Consider the following 20,312-nt stretch of genomic DNA (forward strand, 5'->3'; position numbering starts at 1 on the left):
CCGCCAAAACTGAAAGGCAATCACCATGCAACGCTTCACCCTCTACTCCGCCGCGGCTGCCGTGCTGCTGACCTGTGGCTCGGTCAGTGCCAAGGACCTGACCGTCGTCAACTTCGGCGGCGCCAACGGCAATGCCCAGAAAGTGGCATTCAGCCAGCCCTTCGAGAAACAGACCGGCAACAAGATCGTCGGTGTTGAGTACAACGGCGAACAGGCCAAGGTGAAAGCCATGGTCGAAGCCAAGCGGGTGACCTGGGACCTGGTCGAAGTGGAAACCGGCGACCTGGCGCGCGGCTGCGACGAAGGCCTGTACGAGAAGCTCGACTACAGCAAGATCGGCGCGAAGAGCAGCTTCATCCCCGGAGCCCCTCAGGAATGCGGCATCGGCATCTTCGTCTGGTCCACCGTGCTGGCCTACGACAGCGACAAGCTCAAGACCGCGCCTACCGGCTGGAAGGACTTCTGGGACGTGAAGAAGATCCCCGGCAAGCGCAGCATGCGCAAGACCGCGCTGTACAACCTCGAATTCGCCTTGATGGCCGACGGCGTGCCCGCGAAGGACGTGTACAAGGTGCTGGCCACCAAGGAAGGCGTGGACCGCGCCTTCAAGAAGCTGGACGAAATCAAGCCCTACATCCAGTGGTGGGAAGCCGGTGCCCAGCCGCCGCAGTTCCTGGTGGCTGGCGACGTGGTGATGAGCACCGCCTACAACGGCCGCATCGACGCCGCACGCCGCGAAGGCAAGGCGCTGAACGTGGTGTGGGACGGCGGCATCTATGACCTCGACTACTGGGCGATCCCCAAAGGATCCCCCAACAAGGACCTGGCCCTCGACTACATCGCCTTCAGCGTGGCGCCGGCGCAGCAGGCCGCCTATGCGAAGAACATCGCGTACGGCCCGGTAAACCAGTCCGCCATCAAGCTGCTCGACGCCAAGACCCTGGCCGACATGCCCAACGCGCCAGCCAACAGCAAGAACGCAGTGCTGTTCGACGGCACCTTCTGGACCGACCACGGTGAAGAGCTGCAGCAGCGCTTCGCCGCTTGGGCTGCCAAGTAAGCCGGTCACTTGTCAAGACTGCCAAGATGAGCGCCGTCATCGCCCTGCCGCCATCGCCGCTGGGCGGTGCCGCGTCCGCCTCGACCATGATCGACGAACCCACCTCCACGACAGCGACCGCCGCCAGCCAGCGGCAGCTCAAGCAGGAGCTGCGCCGCGCCGAGATGCGCAAGAGGGCATCGGCGCTCGCGCTGATCGCCCCGCTCGCGCTGTTTCTGCTGGTGGTGTTCGCCGTGCCCATCGCCGCGCTGCTGAAGCGCGCCGTGTCCAGCCCCGAAATTCCGAACGCGCTGCCGCACACAGTGGCCGTGCTCGCCAAGTGGGACCGCCGGGCTCTTCCGCCCGATGCCGCCTTCAGCGCCTTGGCCACCGACCTGGCCACTGCCCGCCAAGGCAACAGCGCGGGCGAACTCGCCCGCCGGCTCAATAACGAGATCAGCGGCTACCGATCGCTGGTCGCCAAGACTGCGCGCGCCCTGCCGGTCGACGGTGATGCGGCACACGCCAGGGAAGCCCTGATCGCCATCGACCCGCGCTGGGGCGAGTTGCCCTACTGGCAGGCCATCGCCAAAAACAGCAGCCGCACCACGCCCTTCTTCCTGCTGGCGTCACTCGACCTGCAACAGGACAACTTCGGCAATATCCACAAGGCTCCGCCCGAGGGCGCCATCTTCCTCGACATCTTCGGCCGCACGCTGTGGATCGGCGCGCTGACCACCGGCCTGGCGCTGCTGATCGCGTTTCCGCTGGCCTATTGGGCTTCCACCTTGCCGGCGCGCCAGGCCAACCTGGTGATGATCTGCGTGCTGATCCCGTTCTGGACGTCGGTGCTGGTGCGCATCGCCGCCTGGGTGGTGCTGTTGCAGCAGTCGGGCCTGGTCAACACCGGGTTGATGGCGCTGGGCATCACGAACGCGCCGCTGGCATTGCTGTTCAACCGCACCGGCGTGACCATTTCCATGGTGCACATCCTGCTGCCATTCATGATCCTGCCGCTGTACAGCGTGATGAAGTCCATTCCGCCAACCTACCAGCGCGCGGCCATCTCGCTGGGCAGCCACCCGTTCGCCGCGTTCTGGCGTGTTTACGTGCCGCAGACCTATGCCGGCATCGCCGCCGGCGTGCTGCTGGTGTTCATCACCGCCATCGGCTACTACATCACGCCCGCGCTGCTCGGCGGGCCGGGCGACCAGATGGTGAGCTACTACATCGCCTACTTCACCAACCAGGCCGTCAACTGGGGCATGGCCTGCGCGCTCGGCGCCCTGCTGCTGGTGGCCACACTGGTGCTGTACGCGGTCTACCAGCGCATCTCCAAGACCAATGCCCACGCCAATGTGAGGTGAACCCGATGCGAACGCTGCTCCCCACCTTCCCGCCCTACACCTCGCTGGTCGAACGGGTCTGGTACTACGCACTGCGCGGCCTGTGCGCTCTGGTGCTGCTGTACCTGGTGCTGCCGATCCTGGCCATCGTGCCCCTGTCCTTCAGCGACAGCAGCTTTCTCGCCTACCCGATCACCGGCTTCTCGATGCGCTGGTACCAGAACCTGTTCGAAGCTGAGGAGTGGATGCGCGCGGCCAAGAACAGCTTCATCGTGGCACCGGCCGCAACCCTGATCGCCACGGTGCTCGGCACCTTGGCAGCCACTGGCCTCAGCAAGGCCGAGTTCAGCGGCAAGGGCCTGCTGATGGCCGTGCTGATCTCTCCGATGGTGGTGCCGGTGATCGTGGTCGGCGTGGGCATGTATCTGTTTTTCGCGCCGCTGGGCCTTTCGGACAGCTACACCGCACTGATCCTGGCCCATGCGGCACTCGGTGCGCCGTTCGTCGTCACCACCGTGCTGGCCACCCTGCAGGGCTTCAACCACAACCTGGTGCGTGCCAGCCTGAGCCTGGGCGCGGGGCGGCTTGCCACCTTCTTCCGCATCACCCTGCCGCTGATCGCGCCGGGCGTCATCTCCGGCGCGCTGTTCGCATTCGCCACCTCGTTCGACGAAGTGGTGGTCACGCTGTTCCTGGCCGGCGCCGAGCAGGTGACGCTGCCGCGCCAGATGTTCACCGGGATCCGGGAGAACATCAGCCCGACGATTGCCGCACTGGCGACGATCCTGATCCTGTTCTCTACCTCGCTCCTGCTCGCTCTCGAATGGCTGCGCGGTCGTGCCGCCAGACGCGGAGGGTGATGCTCGCCCCCAGGCTTGCGCACTGCTTGTCGCTGGGCCACCCCCTTTGCTCGGGGGAGCCGGCAACGCCGACTCCGCGGTGTTCGCTGGAAGCCTGCGCCTCCCAACTTGATTGAAGGATTTGTATGTTGAAACTCCGCAAGCCCGAACTCTTCCGCCAACGGGCCTACCTGGACGGCCGCTGGTGCGATGCAGACAGCGGCTCCAACTTCGCCGTGACGAACCCCGCTACCGGCGACGTGCTCGGGCATGTGCCCGATATGGGCGCGGCCGAAACCCGCCGCGCGATCCTGGCCGCGCAGGCCGCCTGGGCTGGCTGGCGGCGCAAGACGGCCAAGGAGCGCAGCGCCATCCTGCGCCGGTGGAATGACCTGATGCTGGCCAACGCTGAAGACCTGGCTGCCATCATGACGGCCGAACAGGGCAAGCCGCTGGCCGAAGCCAGGGGCGAAATCGCCTACGCTGCGTCGTTCATCGAGTGGTTCGCCGAAGAGGGCAAACGTGTCAACGGCGACACGCTGCAGTCGCCGGCGAGCGACAAGCGACTGCTGGTTCTGAAGGAGCCGATCGGCGTCTGCGCCGCCATCACACCCTGGAACTTCCCGGCCGCGATGATCACCCGCAAGGCCGGACCCGCATTGGCCGCCGGCTGCACCATGGTGCTCAAGCCTGCCGAAAGCACGCCGTTTTCCGCGCTCGCGCTGGCGGTGCTGGCCGAAGAGGCCGGTGTGCCGGCCGGCGTGTTCAGCGTGTTGACGGGCGATGCACGCGCCATCGGCGGCGAACTGACCGCCAACCCGATCGTGCGCAAACTCAGCTTCACCGGCTCCACCGAGGTCGGCCGCCTGCTGATGGCGCAGAGCGCATCGAGCATCAAGAAGCTGTCGCTCGAACTTGGCGGCAACGCGCCCTTCATCGTGTTCGACGACGCCGACCTGGACGAAGCCGTGACCGGCGCCATTGCCTCCAAGTACCGCAACGCCGGCCAGACCTGCGTCTGCGCCAACCGCCTCTATGTGCAGGACGGCGTGTACGACGCTTTCGCCGCCAAGCTCGTCAAGGCCGTGCAGGCGCTGAAGGTGGGCGCGGGCACCGAGCCCGGCGTCGAACAGGGCCCGCTGATCGACGAAGCTGCGGTGGACAAGGTCGAGTCGCACATCGCCGACGCCCTCGCCAAGGGAGGCAAAGTGTTGACCGGCGGCAAGCGCCACCCACTCGGCCAGACCTTCTTCGAGCCCACTGTGGTGGCCAACGCCAGCACCGACATGCTGGTGGCCCGCGAGGAAACCTTCGGCCCGCTTGCGCCGCTGTTCCGCTTCCGCACCGACGCCGAAGTGGTGCAGATGGCCAACGACACCGAGTTCGGCCTGGCCAGCTATTTCTACAGCCGCGACATCGCTCGCATCTGGCGTGTGGCCGAGGCGCTGGAGTATGGGATGGTCGGCATCAACACCGGCCTCATCTCCAATGAGGTGGCACCTTTTGGTGGCGTGAAGCAGTCGGGCCTGGGCCGCGAAGGTTCGTCATATGGCATCGACGACTACGTGGTGGTGAAGTACCTGTGCATGGGCGGATTGAAGAGCCTTTGACAACCCGCAGCTTTACGGCTGCGATCCATACGAGCATCTAATTCCTGGGGTTGTGCAACGCAGTCGCGCCGCTATGCCGCGAAATATCAAGCGATTTCCAAAGCTTGACCGACCGTCATGGCCACGCAACGCGTCGGCACCCCAAAACCAGGTAAGACTGCAAAGGGCGGCACGAAGCCGCAGTTCCGCCCTGCCCTCCGGAATGACGCTTTGCGCTGCGCTGCCGACCTAGGCCGACGACGGGAACGCGAAGTCTGCGCTAAATGGATCACTTCCAGAGGAGCGTTCAGGTTTATGCCTAGCCGGCCGCGGGAAGACGAAATGGAGGATGATCAAGCGATGCCCAGCAATGCCGTATCGACCCGCCGTGCAGTACTCGTCATTCAACGCCGCCTCGGAAATTGGCAGCCCAGACCTGACCTTCGAAGGAGTTCGCTTCCTGGCGGCGGGTTCTAAGGCTTCCGGTCTTTTTCGTTTTCCTCGCCGCGAGCGTGGCCGCGTCACCGCGACGCGGCGCACAATGGCCTCAGCTGCCACGTCGGCCAAGACCAGCCAGCCCTGAGGAGACCGAGATGAGCACACCGTCCCAACAAATCCTGAGCATGGGTTTCGGGTTCGCGCTTTCGCAGTCCCTTCGCGTTGTTGCCGAGCTGAGCATCGCGGATCTTCTTGCCGGGGGCGAACGCTCGGCCGACGAATTGGCCGAGGCTACCCGAACGAATGCCGACGCGCTCTATCGCGTCATGCGCCTGCTTGCCAGCGAAGGCGTGTTTCGCGAGGTATCGCACCGACGCTTCGTTCAGACGGAACTGAGTGCGGCGCTTCGGTCCGATCTGCAGTCCAGCCCGCGTGATTTCATACGGATGATCAACGGCGAAGCCTTTCAAGCCTTCGCGCAGCTTTCCTATTCTGTTCAGACAGGCAAGCCCGCCTTCGACCAGGTCTTCGGCGCCCCGAGGTTCGAGTGGCTCGGGGCCCATCCCGAGCAGGCCGCACTCTTCCAGCGCGGGATGATCGCCTTGAGTCAAGGCAGTAACGAAGCCGTGGCGGACGCGTACGATTTCAGCGCATCCCGCTGCGTTGTCGACGTCGGAGGAGGACACGGGCAACTCCTTTCGGCGATCCTGGCCCGCAACGCCCACCTCCACGGCGTTCTGTTCGATTTGCCCTCGGGTATCGCTGCCGCGCGAACCGCAGCGGGAGGCCCATTGCCCCGCAGCGAGCTTGTCGCGGGCAACTTCTTTGAGAGCGTGCCCCCGGCCGATACGCTCGTCCTGAAAAAAGTCATCCATGATTGGGACGATGAGCGCGCCGCCGCCATCCTGCGAAACTGCCGAAAGGCCATGGCGAGCAACGGCCGAATTCTCCTTGCCGAGACGATCATTCCCGCTGGGAACGATCCTGCCCTGATCAAGGCGATCGATGTGACGATGCTGGCCGTGCCTGGTGGACTTGAGCGGACCGAAAGCCAGTATGCAGAATTGCTGTCGCTTGCCGGGCTACGCCTGGAGCGGGTGATCGCGACCAAGGCCCCCATCTCAATCCTCGAAGCTCGGCTCGCCTGAGCACGCGAGCGAGGCCTATCGAGTCGTTGTTGGTTCGTCGCTTGAGCGACCGCTTTGCGACATGCTGGACAGCCAGTAATGGCACAGCTGGAGCATCGCCGGTCGTGTGGCACAGTTCGGCCAATTGCCGACTTTGACGAACGGCTTCTTGTGGGCGGCCTGATGTAGGTGGGACTTGGCCAATGCTGCCAATACGCGAGCTTCCAACAACGGCCCAGCTCCAAATCGCTGCGTGCGTGCTGTGCCTGAGTACTAGATCACCCAGTTCGCATTGGTCAGATGCGCGAGCAGAGTCATCACGCCCTCGGCGCTTCTTCTGGCAGCCCTGCCTTGCGCAGGCCTTCGGTCAGCAAGTCCAGATCGGCTGCACGCCTGTAGGCTGCGATGGCCCGCACCGATGCCATTGAGAATCCGGGACTGATGCGCCAGACCTCCGCCAAGGCCTCGTGCGCAAGGGCGTCCTCACCTAGCTGGCCGTGGCACGCGGCGAGAAAGAAATGCGAGGGTAGCGATTCGGGATGATGGGCGATGCTTCGCTTGATGAACTGCACGGCCTCCTTGAAACGACCCATCAAGAAACAGGCTTGGCCGATGTAGAGCGTGTAATAGAAGGGATGGAACGGATTGAGGCGCTTTGCCTTTTCGATCAACTCAGCGACCCGCTCGGGCTGGCCAGCGAAATGCAGAGTGCCGGCGAGGGTGGCGTAGGCCTCGGCATTGTTCGGCTCGATCTCGATCCATCGTCTGACGGCCTCGAGTGCTTCGTCGTGTTGCCTCCTGAAGAGCAGGACGCTGGCCAGTGCTTCGTAGACCAATGGCAGCCTCGGATCGAGGCTCTTGGCCAACTGCGCCACTTCGAAGGCCCGCTCCAGCGCTCCCGATGAACCGGAGAACCAATCGTGTAGGAAGGTCAGGGCAAGTCCCGCATGCGCTTGCGCGTAGGCCGGGTCGAGTTCGATCGCCTTGTCGTAGTGCAGCCGCGCTGCGGCGTTGCCTTCCTTCGTGAACAGACGATACTGCTCGCGCCCGCGCAAGACCCAATCGTAGGCTTCCGGATTCTCGGTTTCCAGGCGCGAGGTCGCCGTGCCCGTGGTCTCCGCGAGCCTGATTTCGAGGGCACGGACGATCTGTTCGGTGATGTCGTCCTGCACGGCGAAAATGTCGGCAAGCTCGCGATCGTAGCGTTCAGCCCAGATATGGCCGCCCGTGTCGCCGTCGATCAGCTGCGCGGTCACCCTCATCCGCTGCCCCGACTTGCGGACGCTGCCTTCCAGGACGTAGCGAACACCGAGGTCGCGGCAGATTTCCTGGATCTTGGCGGCCTTCCCCTTGTAGGTAAAAGTCGAATTGCGTGCAATGACGAACAGCGCCGGGATGCGGGAGATCTCCGTAATGATGTCCTCGCTGATGCCATCGGCGAAGTATCCCTGTTCCAGGTCGCCACTCATGTTGGTGAAGGGCAGCACGGCAATCGACGGCTTGTCGGGCAGGCGCAAGGCGATGTCGCCGACAGTCAGCGAAATCTCTGCGGCCGAAGGCGAGGCGGACAGGGTCGGTGGGTCGCCTGGAGCGCGGGCCCGGTATGCGCGGACGGGATCGGCGATGTTCTTGACCGTCTGCTCGCCCTGGTCCTCGAAGCTGGCCGCCACCTTGCCCTTGACCGCGCGAAGGATCGAGTCCGAAAGTGTGATACCGCCCGGTTCGGCAAGTCCCTGCAGCCGCGCCGCGATGTTCACTCCATCGCCGTACACCGTACCGTCGGCCTTCTCGATCACGTCGCCCAGGTGCACGCCGATGCGAAAGTGCATGCAACGGTCTTCGGGTAAGCCGGTCGCGAGCCCCGCCAGGTGTCGCTGCACCGCGAGTGCCGCCGTCACGGCGCCCGCGGCGCTGTCGAACACCGCCAGCACCGAGTCGCCGGCCGTATCGATCACGCGTCCGCCATGCAAGGCGACATGCTGGCGGAATATCGCGCGCGCGGCGTCAAGCGCCGCGACGGTGCCGCGCTCGTCCAGCGACATCAGGCGTGAGTAGCCTGCGGCGTCCGCGGCAAGGATGGCCAGAAGGCGACTGTGCAGGTCCGGGGCTTGCATGCGGACATTGTGGCGGATCGCCTCGCTCGTGGACCAAACATCTCGAGCGGCTGCGTCAGGGTTGGCTGGCCGAGGCTTCGAATGTCGGGTCGGGGCACGAAGCCGCGGTCCGCCCCGCCCTCTTTAAGGACTGCACTCGCTGCAGAACGGCATTCGACGCTTCATTTATCGAAGCCAGCTATCGGACGTCCGTTACATACCTGTGTCGCTCTTTGCTCGACAGCTCGAACCGGGTGACTTCGCCATCTCCGAGAGGTCCCGCCTGGGTGGGGTGCTGTGCTCGTCAAGCCTTACCTCCCAACCTCGAACGCTGACCGAAGATGGGAAGCCGGACATGACGGTGTTCACGCTCGTGCTCGCCACTGCCAACGACTTGCCGAGGCTTCAGGTAGGACAAGACGTTGAACTCGAAGAAGCGTGACCCGTCCCGGCCAACGGCAGCCGGTTGGCTGCGCCTCAGAATTCTCGGGATAGCGGATGCACGCGGCGCGTACGACGATTTGGTTCGGGAGTGCAGCGAGCACTGATGGGGTTGGTCGCGGCAGCGAATATCACCCGCTCCGCGGTTCGGTCGCTTGGCTCGCCTTGATAATAGCGGCTGTGTGTCAGCAACCGATGGCCCGCGAACGAATTCAAGATAGCGTTGTCGCCTGCAGTCGCAGGAGGTTCATTTGCGCGGCGGCGGCGGCTGCTGCGGTCGTCGCACCAACGCTGGGCCTTGCACAGCTGCCGAAGAAGGTCTTCAGGATCGGCTACCTTAACCTGCGTTCTGGTCCGAACTCCTCCGACGAAGCCTTTATCCAGCGATTGCGCGAACTGGGCTACGAGGTCGACCGCAACATCATCGTGGAGTACCGCTGGGCGGACAACGACCTGGCTCAGCTGGAGCAACAGGCCGATGAACTCGTTCGCCTCAACGTCGATGTGATCGTGACGGCCGTGACGCCTGCTGTACAAGCGGCGAAAAAGGCCACCTCGACGATCCCAATCGTCATGGCTGCAGCCGCCGATCCGGTGAGCACGGGTCTGATCACGAGTCTTGCCCATCCGGGCGGCAACCTCACCGGCTTTTCCTTCCTCACCAACGACCTGGCAGCAAAACGCATTCAACTCCTGCGCGAAATCGTGCCTAGCGCCGCAAGGGTGGCAGTGCTCACATGGGGCGCTGCGCAGGGTTCAGGCTCACCCAGCGAGCAACTTGTCGCCCAAACAGTGGCAGCCGGTCGGCAACTGGGCTTCGAAATATCCCACGTGAGCATCGGAGATTCGGGTGACGTTACGACCGCCCTTGAAGCAATGGCGCGCACCCGTCCGCAGGCGCTGATCGTACAGGTGAGCTCGCTGACCTACGAGCATCGCGGAGTAATCGTCGATGCCGCGAGGCGCATGCATCTGCCCGACATGTATGAGACACGGCTGATGGTAGAAGCGGGTGGGCTCGTATCCTATGGCCCGGACGTGGACGAGCTCTATCGCGGCGCCGCGACGTACGTGGACAAGATCTTGCGCGGCGCGCGGCCCAACGACCTTCCGGTCGAGCAGCCAACCAAGTTTGAGCTCGTCTTGAATCTGGAGGCCGCCAAATCGCGCGGGATTGCAATCCCGCCGGCATTGTTGCGGCGCGCTGATAAGGTCATTCGGTAAGGGCAAGGCCACCCAGAGCGAATTGCTCAGCAGGGGTCGTGTGGCAAAGTTCGGCCAGTTCCGGGCATTCTCGAAAGGCGGCTTTGTGGCGCCCCGTTGACCTCTTGCACCCTGCTTAGGGGGGTCATCAAATCCAGAGGGCTGCGCGCCGGCCACCTCCGTCGACCTTCAAACCACGCGTGTAGATCATCGTGGTGGGGACGTTGGCGTGGCCCAGCAGATCTTGCACCGCTCGGATGTCGTATCCGGCCTGCAGAAGATGCGTCGCGAACGCGTGGCGCAAGCGCCCTAAAGGCGTCACATTATGTGGCGTAGCTCGAGAACCCGGCCGCGCCGGTTGACCTAGGCATCAAACCAAGGAGGGGAACAATGAGTTGGAAGGTCGCTTCTGGAAGCATCGTCTGTGTCTTGCTCGGTGCGTGCGGCACGACATCGGGAAGACCACCTGTGCAGCAATCGCAGGATCCATCGCGGTTCACATATACCCGCTTGTTTTGCTCGCAAGACAACGAGTCACACTTTGAGACGGTGACGACCGACTTGGGTAAGGTCGATGTCGCGCCGCCCGCCCCTCCGTTCTTCACTAAGGCGAATCCGGCCTCGCGAATAGCATTCGCCGGCTTCGATCGGGCGTGGGGCGTTCAGGATCTTCAAGGGCGCACGTTCCATCCTGCGCCCTCTGCGCAGTTCGTGGTCTACCTCCAAGGCACCATGGCGATAACCGTCACGGATGGCGAAACTCGGCGTTTCGGGCCGGGAGACGTGCTGCGAGTAGAGGACACCGCGCCGTGCAAGGGACACATTAGCGTCGTCGGTGACAAACCGGCATTCACGGCAATCTCTCGGTGATGCTGCCAAGCTTTCGCTGACCTGACCTGCTACGGCGGGCTTCGCCAGCCGTAGCAGGCGGCTTGGCTCAAACGGTGGTGACGGCCACTGCCCTCTGCTCAGCGCCAACGGTGTGATCGCCATGCTCATTCCCTACGTAGCCGAGATCTATCCGGTGCACCTGCGCGGCACGGGCTCCAGCGTCATCGCCGCCAGCTCGGGGACTGACGGTCCCAAAGCGGATGGCATCGCTTGCAGATGAAGTCATACGCCAATGAGATGGCCGCCCGCAGGCAGTCACCTCACGGGGCCATCCCTTAGTTGTGGTCGATGCCGCGATCCCCCGAAGCGCTAAGAGCACGGCAGCTCACCGACATCAAGCGGATCCGCAACTTCCGCAACGGCGCAAGCATTTCGTCCGGACACGCCGCACAACGGCATCCGAAGGTTCAATCAACGCTGTTGTTCATGCCTGGCGATGAACGCCTCGACGGTGTCGTGCAGCAGTTCGGGCTTCTCCAGGAAGATGAAATGACCACCGTCCAGGATGGCGAACTCGGCGCCCGGAATCCGCGCCGCGAGCTCCGCGGAGAAGTATGACGGAGCACAGAAGTCGTGCGCACCGACCAACACCAGCGTCGGTGTGTTGATCGATGGCAGGTCATCGAATGCGTCGTGCCCAACGATCATGTCGATCCTGGCAAGGCCAATCTCAGGCTCAAACGCAACGGCCGCCGCAGCGTTCACCCATGCCTCTACCCGCTCAGGATGCTCGCGCTGGAATCTCGGATCGAAGAGGAACAGTGCGTTGGCCTCAGTCGATGCGCGCAGGCCGGAGTCGGCCAGCATGCGTCGCCGCATGGCGAACTGACGTCGGTAGTAGGCGTCCGCGCGCGCGATGGAGGAAATGATCGTTGCGCTGCGTAAGGGGTCTCAGTGATGGATCGTAGATCAATCTGCGGGCCCCAGGAGGTGCCTACTCCAGCAAGTCCCGCCAGGAGAAGCACGGGCGATCCTTGGCCTCGTAGTGGATCGAAACCCCGTCGGACACCACATCCGGCACTTTGTCCTCCAGCCGATCACTGGACACTGACCTGCGTCTGCGCTCGCTCGCGGGAGTTCAGGGATTCACCGCTTCGAATCTCTGAGGCCAGATGGCGATAGAACTCTGCGCTCTCCGGATCAGCACCCTGCCCCAGGAGCTCTGTCAGGCGATCGAGCGCCCTGCGCGCCGCCTTCTCATTTCCTGCTTGCGAGAAATGGTCGGCTCCCTCATTGAAATGCTCGACTGCAGCCTCCCACTCGCCCAGCTTGACTGCGGCCTCGCCCAAGATGCAGTGGGCTGAAGCAGCCTCAGGCTTCGCCCCGGCAACCTGAGCTATCTCGAGGGCGTAAATTCCCTTGGCTTGCGCCTGTGCGTATTCGCCAAGCCGGTAGTAGCTGTCCGCGGTGAAAACCAGGATCTGCAGTGTCTCGGTCGCGTCGCCGCCCAGTGCGATCGCTTTCTCGAAGTAGCGGATTGCCTCACGGTCCTGGCCGGCGGTCTGGAGCTCGAATCCCTTCTGCACAATCTGCGCAAGGATGGGGTCCTTCAGGTTGATGGGCTGGACTTCCTTTGGCTTGGTGGCCGGCATGTGAAACGACCTCCGGCCGGTGCGATCCCACATGCGAAATCCCAGCCAGACTGCGACGATGGTGATGAGCGCGCCGGTGACAGCCATGCCGGCGCTCAGGAGATTGACATTGCCCGGGGACATGGCGACCTCCTTCCTGGTGAGCCGCCCAAGAACAATAGTCTCTCAACGCAAGGCGTCAACGCCCAAATGGAGGACGGCGGAAGGCCAGGCCGGACGGCTTGCCCGGCCTGATAGGAAGAGCTTCACGCAGGCACGGCGACGATCACCGACACCGGGCCAGCGGTCGCGACGACGCGATCGCGGGCATCGCGGAATTCGCCCTAGATGACGTTTGCGAGACCCCTGACGTGTCGGTCCAGGCCGTGAATGCCGACGTTACTTCGCGTCTGTTTGTTGAGGCTACAGTCTTGCCGCCGTATCGGACGAACCGATGTAGCGCGCAATCTTTTCGCCACGCCAGACAAAGACCTGAACCCATCGGGTCTCGTAAAGTTTTCCGCTCGACCGCGCCTTGGCCTTGGTGCGACCGAGCACCGTGATGTGCTCCGAGCCTTCGAGGAATTCCTGGGGTTCGAATTCCAGAATGTCGTCGGCCTCCGCGAGCTTGTTGAAGAATTCGGTGACCTGCTGCTTGCCTTTCCACGTGCCGCCATACGGCGTACCGGTGGCTGGGCCCGCGAGGTAGCTCCACTCGACATCGTCATGAAACAGCTCGAGGACGGCGGGTATGTCCCCCCTCTGGAAGGCCGCGAATCCAATCATCACGGTGTCAGTCGGTGCGCCCATGGTGAACTCCTCAAGGAAGTAAAAGGGGGCGAGAAGTCTAGTCTCGGCGATTTCGCTCGACCAGACCACCCAATAGGGGATGTCATACATGCGGTGGAGAATGCGTGCCGAACAAAGTATCGGCTCTATGGGTGAGCCGATACTGAGCGAATCGAGCCAGCGACGCCTGCCAATGGCGGAGGACCATGCGATTAGCTGCCTGCGGACCTCTTGAGGTAGTCGTGTATCCAGGAGCGTGCCTTTTCGGCGAGGTCCGCCCGTGCAACTGTCCCGTCGCCGTCGGGACGCACTACCGACAGTCGGCACATCAGAACGCCCGAGCCCATTACGACGGCCGCAAATTGGCCGCCTTAAAGAGGCACCTCCATGCTCCAGGCCGGCGGCGCGAGCGGCGCAGAACTCATAGACGCGATGACGCGGTCACTGGTGGTCGATGGAGATACTGCCTCTTCGGCTCTTATCGAGGCGCTTTGGCATGAAGCGCGCTTGGCGCCCTAAGGTGACCAGCCGCCGTCGGCCAGAAGCCGACACTCGGTGACGCTGCTCACTGCCCCTTTAGATACCCGACGTAGTAAACGCCAATGACGCTCCCGCCAGAATCTCGAATCGGTTCGTAGCCCGTCACGTAAGTCTTTCCAAGAATATCTGCCTCACCATAGTAGGCGGCACCGCTGTGAATGGCCGCTATCGCCTTCCCCTTTGGGTCAAGTACCGTACCAATAGCCCGCGTTCCGTCATCCTTCTGAACGTTTGTCGCTACACGGACGAAGTCATCGCCACTCTTGACGAACAACGTCGCAGTTCCCCCCATGGCTTGCTTGACCTCGTCAACCACGACAAAGTAGTTATTCATTTTCGTGGCCCCAAAATACAACGCTGGCACAGATTTCCCAGCGACGGCGTCTTCGCCCTTGATGGCAGGCGCGCCCAATTTGGCCGTCCTTTCCTTCAACAGAGACATGGCTTGCTTGACGTTTTCCGTCGGTTGGGCATGGGCCGTTATGGGCAACAGTGTCGTGGCAATGGAAAACATTACCGAGGCGACCCAAGGGCCAACTGAGCTGAATCGATGCGCTGTTGACACGGCATGACCCTCCGAGCAGCGTTGCCGGTAAAGGGGCGACAACATCCCCCAAACGGGTGGTTGTGCGTTCGAAGGAATTCTAGGTCGCGTTGGCGTGATTACCAGCGGCGCAGGACCTCAACAGGCTACAGTCGGCCAAAACCAGCCCTTCGTCTACCGCGTTGTTATGGTGCCCAGAGCCGCTCTCACGCGGACTTGACGCAGAGCGCACGCTTTCGCAGTAACTTCCCAAGCGTCATTCGAACATGCGCCTCGGTTTCACTCCCGGCTGTCCGCGTCCTTCATTTGACGCAGAGCAGAGACGATGCAGTCGGGAGATCACTTGACATGAATTCTGGGCGAGAACTTTACCGTCGGCGAGCTTGTGCCTCGCACGTCGGCATGCCAGCCAAATACCGCGCCGTCGTGGAGAGGTTCGTGCCGCTAGTCGCACTGTATCCGGGCTATCGACCGAAAACTTCCAATCACCGCATGGCCAGGTCCAGACCCATCCAATTGCAAAATTCAAAGGTGAGGAACAGCATGAGGAACGCAGAAGCGACGAACGCCGCGCCCACCTTAATAGATGTCAGTACCACTGCAGCTGTCTTTTGATTCTTTTCCTTCTGTCCCCGATCGTAATGCCACTTGACGGCCAAATACATGCCCACGCTGAGCACGAGAACCTTGAAAATAACAAAAGAGATAGGGATTGAATTCATGATTTAGAGGATATTAATGGTGACAGGCGGCGAAATGCCCCATTGCGGCAAGTAGCTCAATAGACCGATAAAGAAACGGAAAAACAATCTAACGAAACGGTTGCGGTGAGCTGAATGGGCGTCCGCAAGGCGCGTCGAAATGCACGCAAGACATCGGTCGGAAGGCGGAGCAGTCCGCCGGCACCACCGAAGCACTCTCATCGTGCTGTCGAGTGTTCATCTTCCAGGCTGATACGTACAGAACCAGATCACCTGAAAATTTTCGTATCAGATGCAAGGAGGCCGGTGGTCGCTCCGGGGCACGCCGACATCTGATACGAAAATCTTGGGAGTGGTCCAGGACGACCGTATCAGAGGGAGATGCCCATGAACCGCTACGAGAAGCTTGCCGACAACATCGCTCAGCGCATTCGCGCGGGTAGCCTAAAGGCGAACGATCGCCTTCCTTCCGTGCGCGAACTGAAGTCGCAGATGGGCATCAGTGCGTCCACAGTGTTCTCTGCTTACTACCTGCTGGAGGCGCAAGGGCTTGTCGAAGCGCGGCAGCGGTCGGGATACTTCGTCCGAGCGCGCGCGGAAGTGCCGGCCAACGAACTCGCCGCCAGCGAGCCTGTCCTCCGGTCCATGTCGGTCGACGTCTCGTCGCTAGTCTTTCAGGTCCTTGCACAGGCTCGCGAGCGCGACATGGTCCCGCTCGGCTCGGCTTTTCCGTCGCCAGAGCTGTTTCCCTTCGAGCAACTTGCCGCCGGCCTGACGCGAGCGCTCAAGCGGATGGATCCCTGGCAGACCGTCGAGGATTTGTCACCAGGAAACGCCCTTTTACGCCATCAGATCTCCCTCCGTTACGGCAGCGTCGGGATGGATGTTCCTGCGTCAGAACTGGTCATCACCAGCGGGGCGATGGAAGCACTCAATCTTGCGCTCGAATCGGTGACGCAGCCAGGCGACGTCGTGGCGATCGAAACGCCAACCTTTTATGCTGCGTTGCAGGCACTGGAGCGGCGCGGTCTTCGCGCGGTCGAGGTTGAGACCCACCCGCGAACAGGCGTGGATCTCGGCTCTCTTGCTCGCGTGATCGACCAGCATCCGGTGAAGGCCTGCTGGTTCATGCCGACCTTCCAGAACCCAATGGGCTGCACCATGAGCGACGCAGCCAAGGAGCAACTGGTCAGCATGCTCGCCACTCGCGCCATACCGTTGATCGAAGACGACGTGTACGGCGAGCTCGCGCATGGGCCTCGGAGACCGCCACCGGCCAAGGCTTGGGACCGGGCTGGCTGGGTGCTGCACTGCAGTTCTTTCTCGAAATCCCTGGCACCCGGATATCGCATCGGTTGGGTAGCGGGCGGTCGCTTCGCAGCCACTTTGGGGCGGAACAAGTTGATGAGTTCGCTGGCGACGGCACTTCCTTCGCAACTGGCGTTGCAGGAGTACCTGCAACACAAGAGTTTCGATCGTCACTTGCGCGCCCTGCGGCATTCGTTCAGCCGCCAGCAGGCTGCCTGCTTGCGGCTTATCGATCGATACTTTCCGACTGGAACGCGGGTCACGCGCCCCGAGGGCGGCTATTTCCTGTGGCTCGCGCTGCCAGAAGGTGTCGACACGCTCGCACTGCACAAGGACGCTCTTCGGCTCGGCATAGGCGTAGCGCCCGGCCATTTGTTTTCAGCCGACCGCCGATACACCCGGCATCTGCGCATTAACTACGGGTATCTCGGCGACCCGCGCTTGGAAGGGGCTATCAGGAGTCTTGGAGATCTCGCTAACGCGCAGCTTAAATCTACAACTGGAAAATCGGGGCCAAGCTTCGAAGAGCCTTCGTCGAGACCCTAGTTGGCGTCAATGCAGTTCGACGTCCGCCCCTTCGTCACGCGCGCGGCTTCTATTCAGTCGTCGACACTTCGCCGCAAGATGGCGCGAAGGCCTAAAGCGGTAGCCCCCGACTTCTTGGCGACATGATTGAAGGCGTCGTGGACGACTGCGCTTTACGCGCTGCCGAGTGGCAAGTTTAGAATTCCTTCGACTCATTGAAACTCGTCCCGACTGTAGTCGCCCGGTCAGTCGGCGAGAAGTGCCTCAAGCGGATGCGCGCCCTAGTTGAAGGCATCTCGCGATGCTCGCAGGAAGTGGATGAAACGGATGACTGTCGAAGGTGGGAGGTGTAAAAGGCGTAGCGCCTGCGGTCTTTCTGAGAGCGGTCCCACCCGACCATCGTGGGTCGCAAGGGCCCAGGGTGTTCTTCTTGGGGGTACCGAAATGATTGAATGCTTTTCAGAGACCAATCAGGCTACGCGCAACCTGCCCCGTTCGATGGCAACAAAGGCCGGAGGCTTCATCTTCGTATCCGGTCAGGTGGCAAGAGATGAAGACGGCCGCATCATCGCGGGCGGCATTGAGGCACACGCGCGCCAGACGTTGAGGAACGTTGCTCATGCGCTTGCGCTCGCGGGTTGCTCGATGGAGGATGTCGTGAAGACGAACGTCTGGCTCGAAGACGTCAGCGACTTCGAGGAATTCAATCGCGTCTATGGCGAATTCTTCCATGGTCACAGGCCGGCACGCTCGACCCTACAGGCGAAGAACGTGGCCGGCAGCAAGGTGGAAATCGAGGCCGTTGCCTATAAGGCCTGAGCCTCGTATGAACCTGTCGTCCGGCCAGGCACCGGACCCCGACGCTTTGCGTCGGCTTTTGGGCCGTCAGCCGCCGACTGGCTCGGCGGGGCGGTCGACCTGAAACTGAACGGCAGCCATGATGGCAGCCTCGTCACCGACGACCCGGCTTCGATGCCCTTGGCCGACCACATCTTCGAGCAAGACCGTCGAGCCTGGAACGCCCAGGAAGCGTGCGCCGTCGGACACCTCGAACTCCATTTGTCCCGACAGGAAGAAGAGCCACTGACACTTGGGACTGGGATGCCAGTCGCCAAAGTACGCGATGGGGACGCTGAGGAACGCACATGCAGTCGCGGGCAGAAGCGCAGACACATGGATGGACGGTGCCGGGGGGACGAAGTTGGTTGGTTCGAGCCGAATGTGAAGGTCTCGCTCAATATGGGAAGCACCTGCGGCGTCAGCGAACAGCCGCACGTAAGCAATGCTTGTTGCCATGACTTCTCCTTCGGCATGCCAAAGATGAACTTGCGTCTCGCTCCCGCCGCTCCAACGCGAGAACTCCCGCCGAATTCTGACCGAGAGCCGAACGTCTGGCCGTATCCTGCTACAGAGAAATTCGCTCCGACGCGAACCTGCAGGCCTCGGCCGATGCGCGGCTTCACATGCGGCTGGCTGCGCTCATCGCATGGCGCCCGGCCCGGGAGATTTTTCTACGCGAAGGTCTACCGGTGGCAAAACGGTCTACGAAACTACGAAAACTGCCATTTCCAGCGACCCGCCCGCGAAAACGTCTACACGCGCTTGTCGATGTACTCGGCAAAATTGCGGGCGACGACCTCCTCGATGCGTTGCACCTGCTCGTCCGTGAGTTCCTCGACGAAGTTGCGCTTTCGACGGGAAAGTGAGCCGTGTCCCTGCACGATGATGTCGATGAGAGAGTTCAGCTTCGCCTGACGCATATCCAGCCAAGTTTCCAGTTCACGCACCGCCTGGTCATGGCTGCGCAAATACTCCACCTCAGCGGCTAGGTCTTCCTCCACGCAAAGCTTGCAGCACTGGAGCACGAATTCGCAAAGCTCCGTCGCGTCGAAGTAGGCGTAGAGCCACAGGGGCTGGGGCGAGGTCACGTGGATGGTGGCGCTGTCGCTGTCCAGGCGGTAGTTCAGCAGGGCCGTGCGCGGCCGCGAATACGCCTTCAGCAGGTTCGAGTAGCGGTCCAACTGCTTGAGCATGCGGGCCGAAATAGGCAGAACCAGCCCCGCCGGCGTGAACCCGGACTGGCGCAGCACGTGGTGGAGCAGGAAGCGGTGGAGCCGGCCGTTGCCGTCGAAGAACGGGTGCACGAAGACCAGGCCGAAAGCGGCGCAAGTCGCAGCCACCACAGGGTCCAGAACACCTTCGCTGGCGCATGCCGCCACGCGGGCGACGGCTTGCATCATGGGACCCACCAGTTCGGCCGGTGGCGGGACGAAGTCGGCGATGTTGCGCAGCCGCCCCGGCCGCGATAGCCAATTCTGGGAAGTTCGATAGCTGTATTCGGCGCTCGGCGGCGTCACGATGAGGTTCTGCCACTCGCATAGTTGCTCTTCGCTGAGTTCGCCGGGCTCACCGGCCACCTCGAGCAGATGTCGGAACTTGGCGGCGCGATTGTTATCGGGCACCTCATCTTCGATGCCGTAGGTCGAGCGGGTTTCCGACAGGTACAGGTAGTCCACCGCTCGGCTGAGCATCTCCGGCTCGATGGCATGCATTGCCCGGGCCACCCTGCCACGCAGGTCTTCGGCCAGCAGCGCCTGCAGAGGCTCGGTCTTGCGCACGAGCGGGCTGAACTCGCGTGTGCCGAGCAGGTTGTTGACCACGGCGAACTGCGGGCTGGACGTCTCCGGGCCAACCAGGTATTTGTCAGCGTCCAGCAGCCGGACCCGCGGGGCCCCGGCAGGCGCCCGGTAGTCGAAGGTCGCGCCGGCCAACCAGTGCGCAAGGTAGCCCGCTTGGCGGGCGTAGCCGGAGGTGGGCCGGCTGGTGAGCCATTCCTGGATGTCCGTCAGCACCTGCGGGTGCTCGAAGAGGGCACCCAGCACCGTAAGGTTCAGGTGCTCGCGCTTAAGGGCGAAGGTGAGCTGCTCTACGGTGGACTGCTCGGCAGAGGCGCGACCGCGGGGCAAGTCGATGCGTTCCGTGCCGTCGGCGGCCTGCGCGCGAGTTTCCGCTGAGCGCTCGCTCAGCCAAAAGGTCTGGTGAGGCGGGGGCACCGCCAGGTTGAAGCGGGCGATGAGGGCGTTGTAGCCGAGCCGGGTGGCCATTGTTGGGCTGAGAAAAGCTCTACAAATCTGAGATTTTCTCTACATCCTAGCCATTCTTCTACAAAATCTCTACTCCGATTGGAATTTGGCTGAAAACCTCTATTCCATGGCTGAGTCGGTCTGGCTGGCCCCATCCAGCCTCGCTGCGAGGATGTCGACGCCGCTGTCTGGAGTAGGGGCCGCCAGTCTCCGAAGGGCCGGTGTTGGCCGCATTCTGCATGTCA

General features: G+C 62.5%; 16 protein-coding genes and 1 pseudogene. 8 read left to right on the top strand and 9 right to left on the bottom strand.

The window, feature by feature from the left end:
- The first annotated feature begins 25 nt into the window (after positions 1-25).
- The 5 genes from BLW05_RS32195 (at position 26) to BLW05_RS32215 (ending at position 6,399) form a co-directional block, all read left to right on the top strand.
- Positions 26-1,060 carry an ABC transporter substrate-binding protein gene (locus BLW05_RS32195; RefSeq protein ID WP_093168463.1) on the top strand — a complete coding sequence of 345 codons (1,035 nt, stop codon included), beginning with the start codon at positions 26-28 and terminating at the stop codon, positions 1,058-1,060.
- Positions 1,061-1,146: 86 nt separating this feature from the next.
- Complete coding sequence (locus BLW05_RS32200; RefSeq protein WP_093168532.1) at positions 1,147-2,406, top strand: ABC transporter permease; 1,260 nt, start codon at positions 1,147-1,149, stop codon at positions 2,404-2,406.
- Between the two features lie 5 nt (positions 2,407-2,411).
- Complete coding sequence (locus BLW05_RS32205; RefSeq protein ID WP_093168465.1) at positions 2,412-3,245, top strand: ABC transporter permease; 834 nt, start codon at positions 2,412-2,414, stop codon at positions 3,243-3,245.
- A 125-nt stretch (positions 3,246-3,370) separates the two neighbouring features.
- Positions 3,371-4,834: an NADP-dependent succinate-semialdehyde dehydrogenase gene (gabD, locus tag BLW05_RS32210; protein ID WP_093168467.1), complete on the top strand. Its 1,464-nt coding sequence runs from the start codon at positions 3,371-3,373 to the stop codon at positions 4,832-4,834.
- Between the two features lie 572 nt (positions 4,835-5,406).
- Positions 5,407-6,399 (top strand): methyltransferase, encoded by a 993-nt coding sequence (locus BLW05_RS32215; RefSeq protein ID WP_093168469.1) that lies wholly within the window; start codon positions 5,407-5,409, stop codon positions 6,397-6,399.
- Positions 6,400-6,695: 296 nt separating this feature from the next.
- Here BLW05_RS32215 and BLW05_RS32220 read toward each other — a convergent pair whose 3' ends face one another.
- A complete protein-coding gene (locus tag BLW05_RS32220; RefSeq protein WP_093168471.1) occupies positions 6,696-8,492 on the bottom strand; it encodes an adenylate/guanylate cyclase domain-containing protein in 1,797 nt (598 codons plus the stop codon).
- Positions 8,493-9,107: 615 nt separating this feature from the next.
- Here BLW05_RS32220 and BLW05_RS32230 point away from each other — a divergent pair.
- Positions 9,108-10,136: an ABC transporter substrate-binding protein gene (locus BLW05_RS32230; RefSeq protein ID WP_177142901.1), complete on the top strand. Its 1,029-nt coding sequence runs from the start codon at positions 9,108-9,110 to the stop codon at positions 10,134-10,136.
- 113 nt (positions 10,137-10,249) lie between these two features.
- On the opposite strand, the pseudogene BLW05_RS36760 reads toward BLW05_RS32230, so the two are convergent.
- From BLW05_RS36760 to BLW05_RS32265, 6 genes and pseudogenes are all read right to left on the bottom strand, one after another.
- A pseudogene (locus BLW05_RS36760) lies at positions 10,250-10,452 on the bottom strand (tyrosine-type recombinase/integrase); the annotation flags it as partial.
- 965 nt (positions 10,453-11,417) lie between these two features.
- Positions 11,418-11,813: an alpha/beta fold hydrolase gene (locus BLW05_RS32245; protein WP_371127005.1), complete on the bottom strand. Its 396-nt coding sequence runs from the start codon at positions 11,811-11,813 to the stop codon at positions 11,418-11,420.
- A 230-nt stretch (positions 11,814-12,043) separates the two neighbouring features.
- A complete protein-coding gene (locus BLW05_RS32250; RefSeq protein WP_093168479.1) occupies positions 12,044-12,721 on the bottom strand; it encodes a tetratricopeptide repeat protein in 678 nt (225 codons plus the stop codon).
- Between the two features lie 279 nt (positions 12,722-13,000).
- Entirely contained in the window at positions 13,001-13,477 is a 477-nt protein-coding gene (locus BLW05_RS32255) for a nuclear transport factor 2 family protein (RefSeq protein ID WP_093168481.1), read from the bottom strand.
- A 454-nt stretch (positions 13,478-13,931) separates the two neighbouring features.
- Complete coding sequence (locus BLW05_RS32260; protein WP_093168483.1) at positions 13,932-14,420, bottom strand: Cache 3/Cache 2 fusion domain-containing protein; 489 nt, start codon at positions 14,418-14,420, stop codon at positions 13,932-13,934.
- Between the two features lie 515 nt (positions 14,421-14,935).
- Positions 14,936-15,172, bottom strand: coding sequence for a hypothetical protein (locus BLW05_RS32265; RefSeq protein WP_093168485.1), 237 nt, complete (start codon positions 15,170-15,172; stop codon positions 14,936-14,938).
- 366 nt (positions 15,173-15,538) lie between these two features.
- On the opposite strand from BLW05_RS32265, the gene BLW05_RS32270 reads away from it, so the two are divergent.
- Both BLW05_RS32270 and BLW05_RS32275 read left to right on the top strand, forming a co-directional pair.
- Entirely contained in the window at positions 15,539-17,005 is a 1,467-nt protein-coding gene (locus BLW05_RS32270; protein WP_093168487.1) for an aminotransferase-like domain-containing protein, read from the top strand.
- Positions 17,006-17,428: 423 nt separating this feature from the next.
- The gene (locus tag BLW05_RS32275; RefSeq protein WP_093168489.1) at positions 17,429-17,803 is read left to right on the top strand and encodes a RidA family protein; all 375 of its coding nucleotides are present in this window, start codon (positions 17,429-17,431) and stop codon (positions 17,801-17,803) included.
- Positions 17,804-17,869: 66 nt separating this feature from the next.
- Here the strand turns inward: BLW05_RS32275 and BLW05_RS32280 are convergent, their stop codons facing one another.
- On the bottom strand, positions 17,870-18,280 hold the full coding sequence (locus BLW05_RS32280; protein ID WP_093168490.1) for a cupin domain-containing protein: 411 nt from the start codon (positions 18,278-18,280) through the stop codon (positions 17,870-17,872).
- A gap of 296 nt (positions 18,281-18,576) precedes the next feature.
- On the bottom strand, positions 18,577-20,088 hold the full coding sequence (locus BLW05_RS32285) for a Fic family protein (protein ID WP_093168492.1): 1,512 nt from the start codon (positions 20,086-20,088) through the stop codon (positions 18,577-18,579).
- Between the last annotated feature and the right edge of the window lie 224 nt (positions 20,089-20,312).

This window comes from Variovorax sp. YR216 (assembly GCF_900107745.1).
Taxonomy (GTDB): Bacteria; Pseudomonadota; Gammaproteobacteria; order Burkholderiales; family Burkholderiaceae_C; genus Variovorax.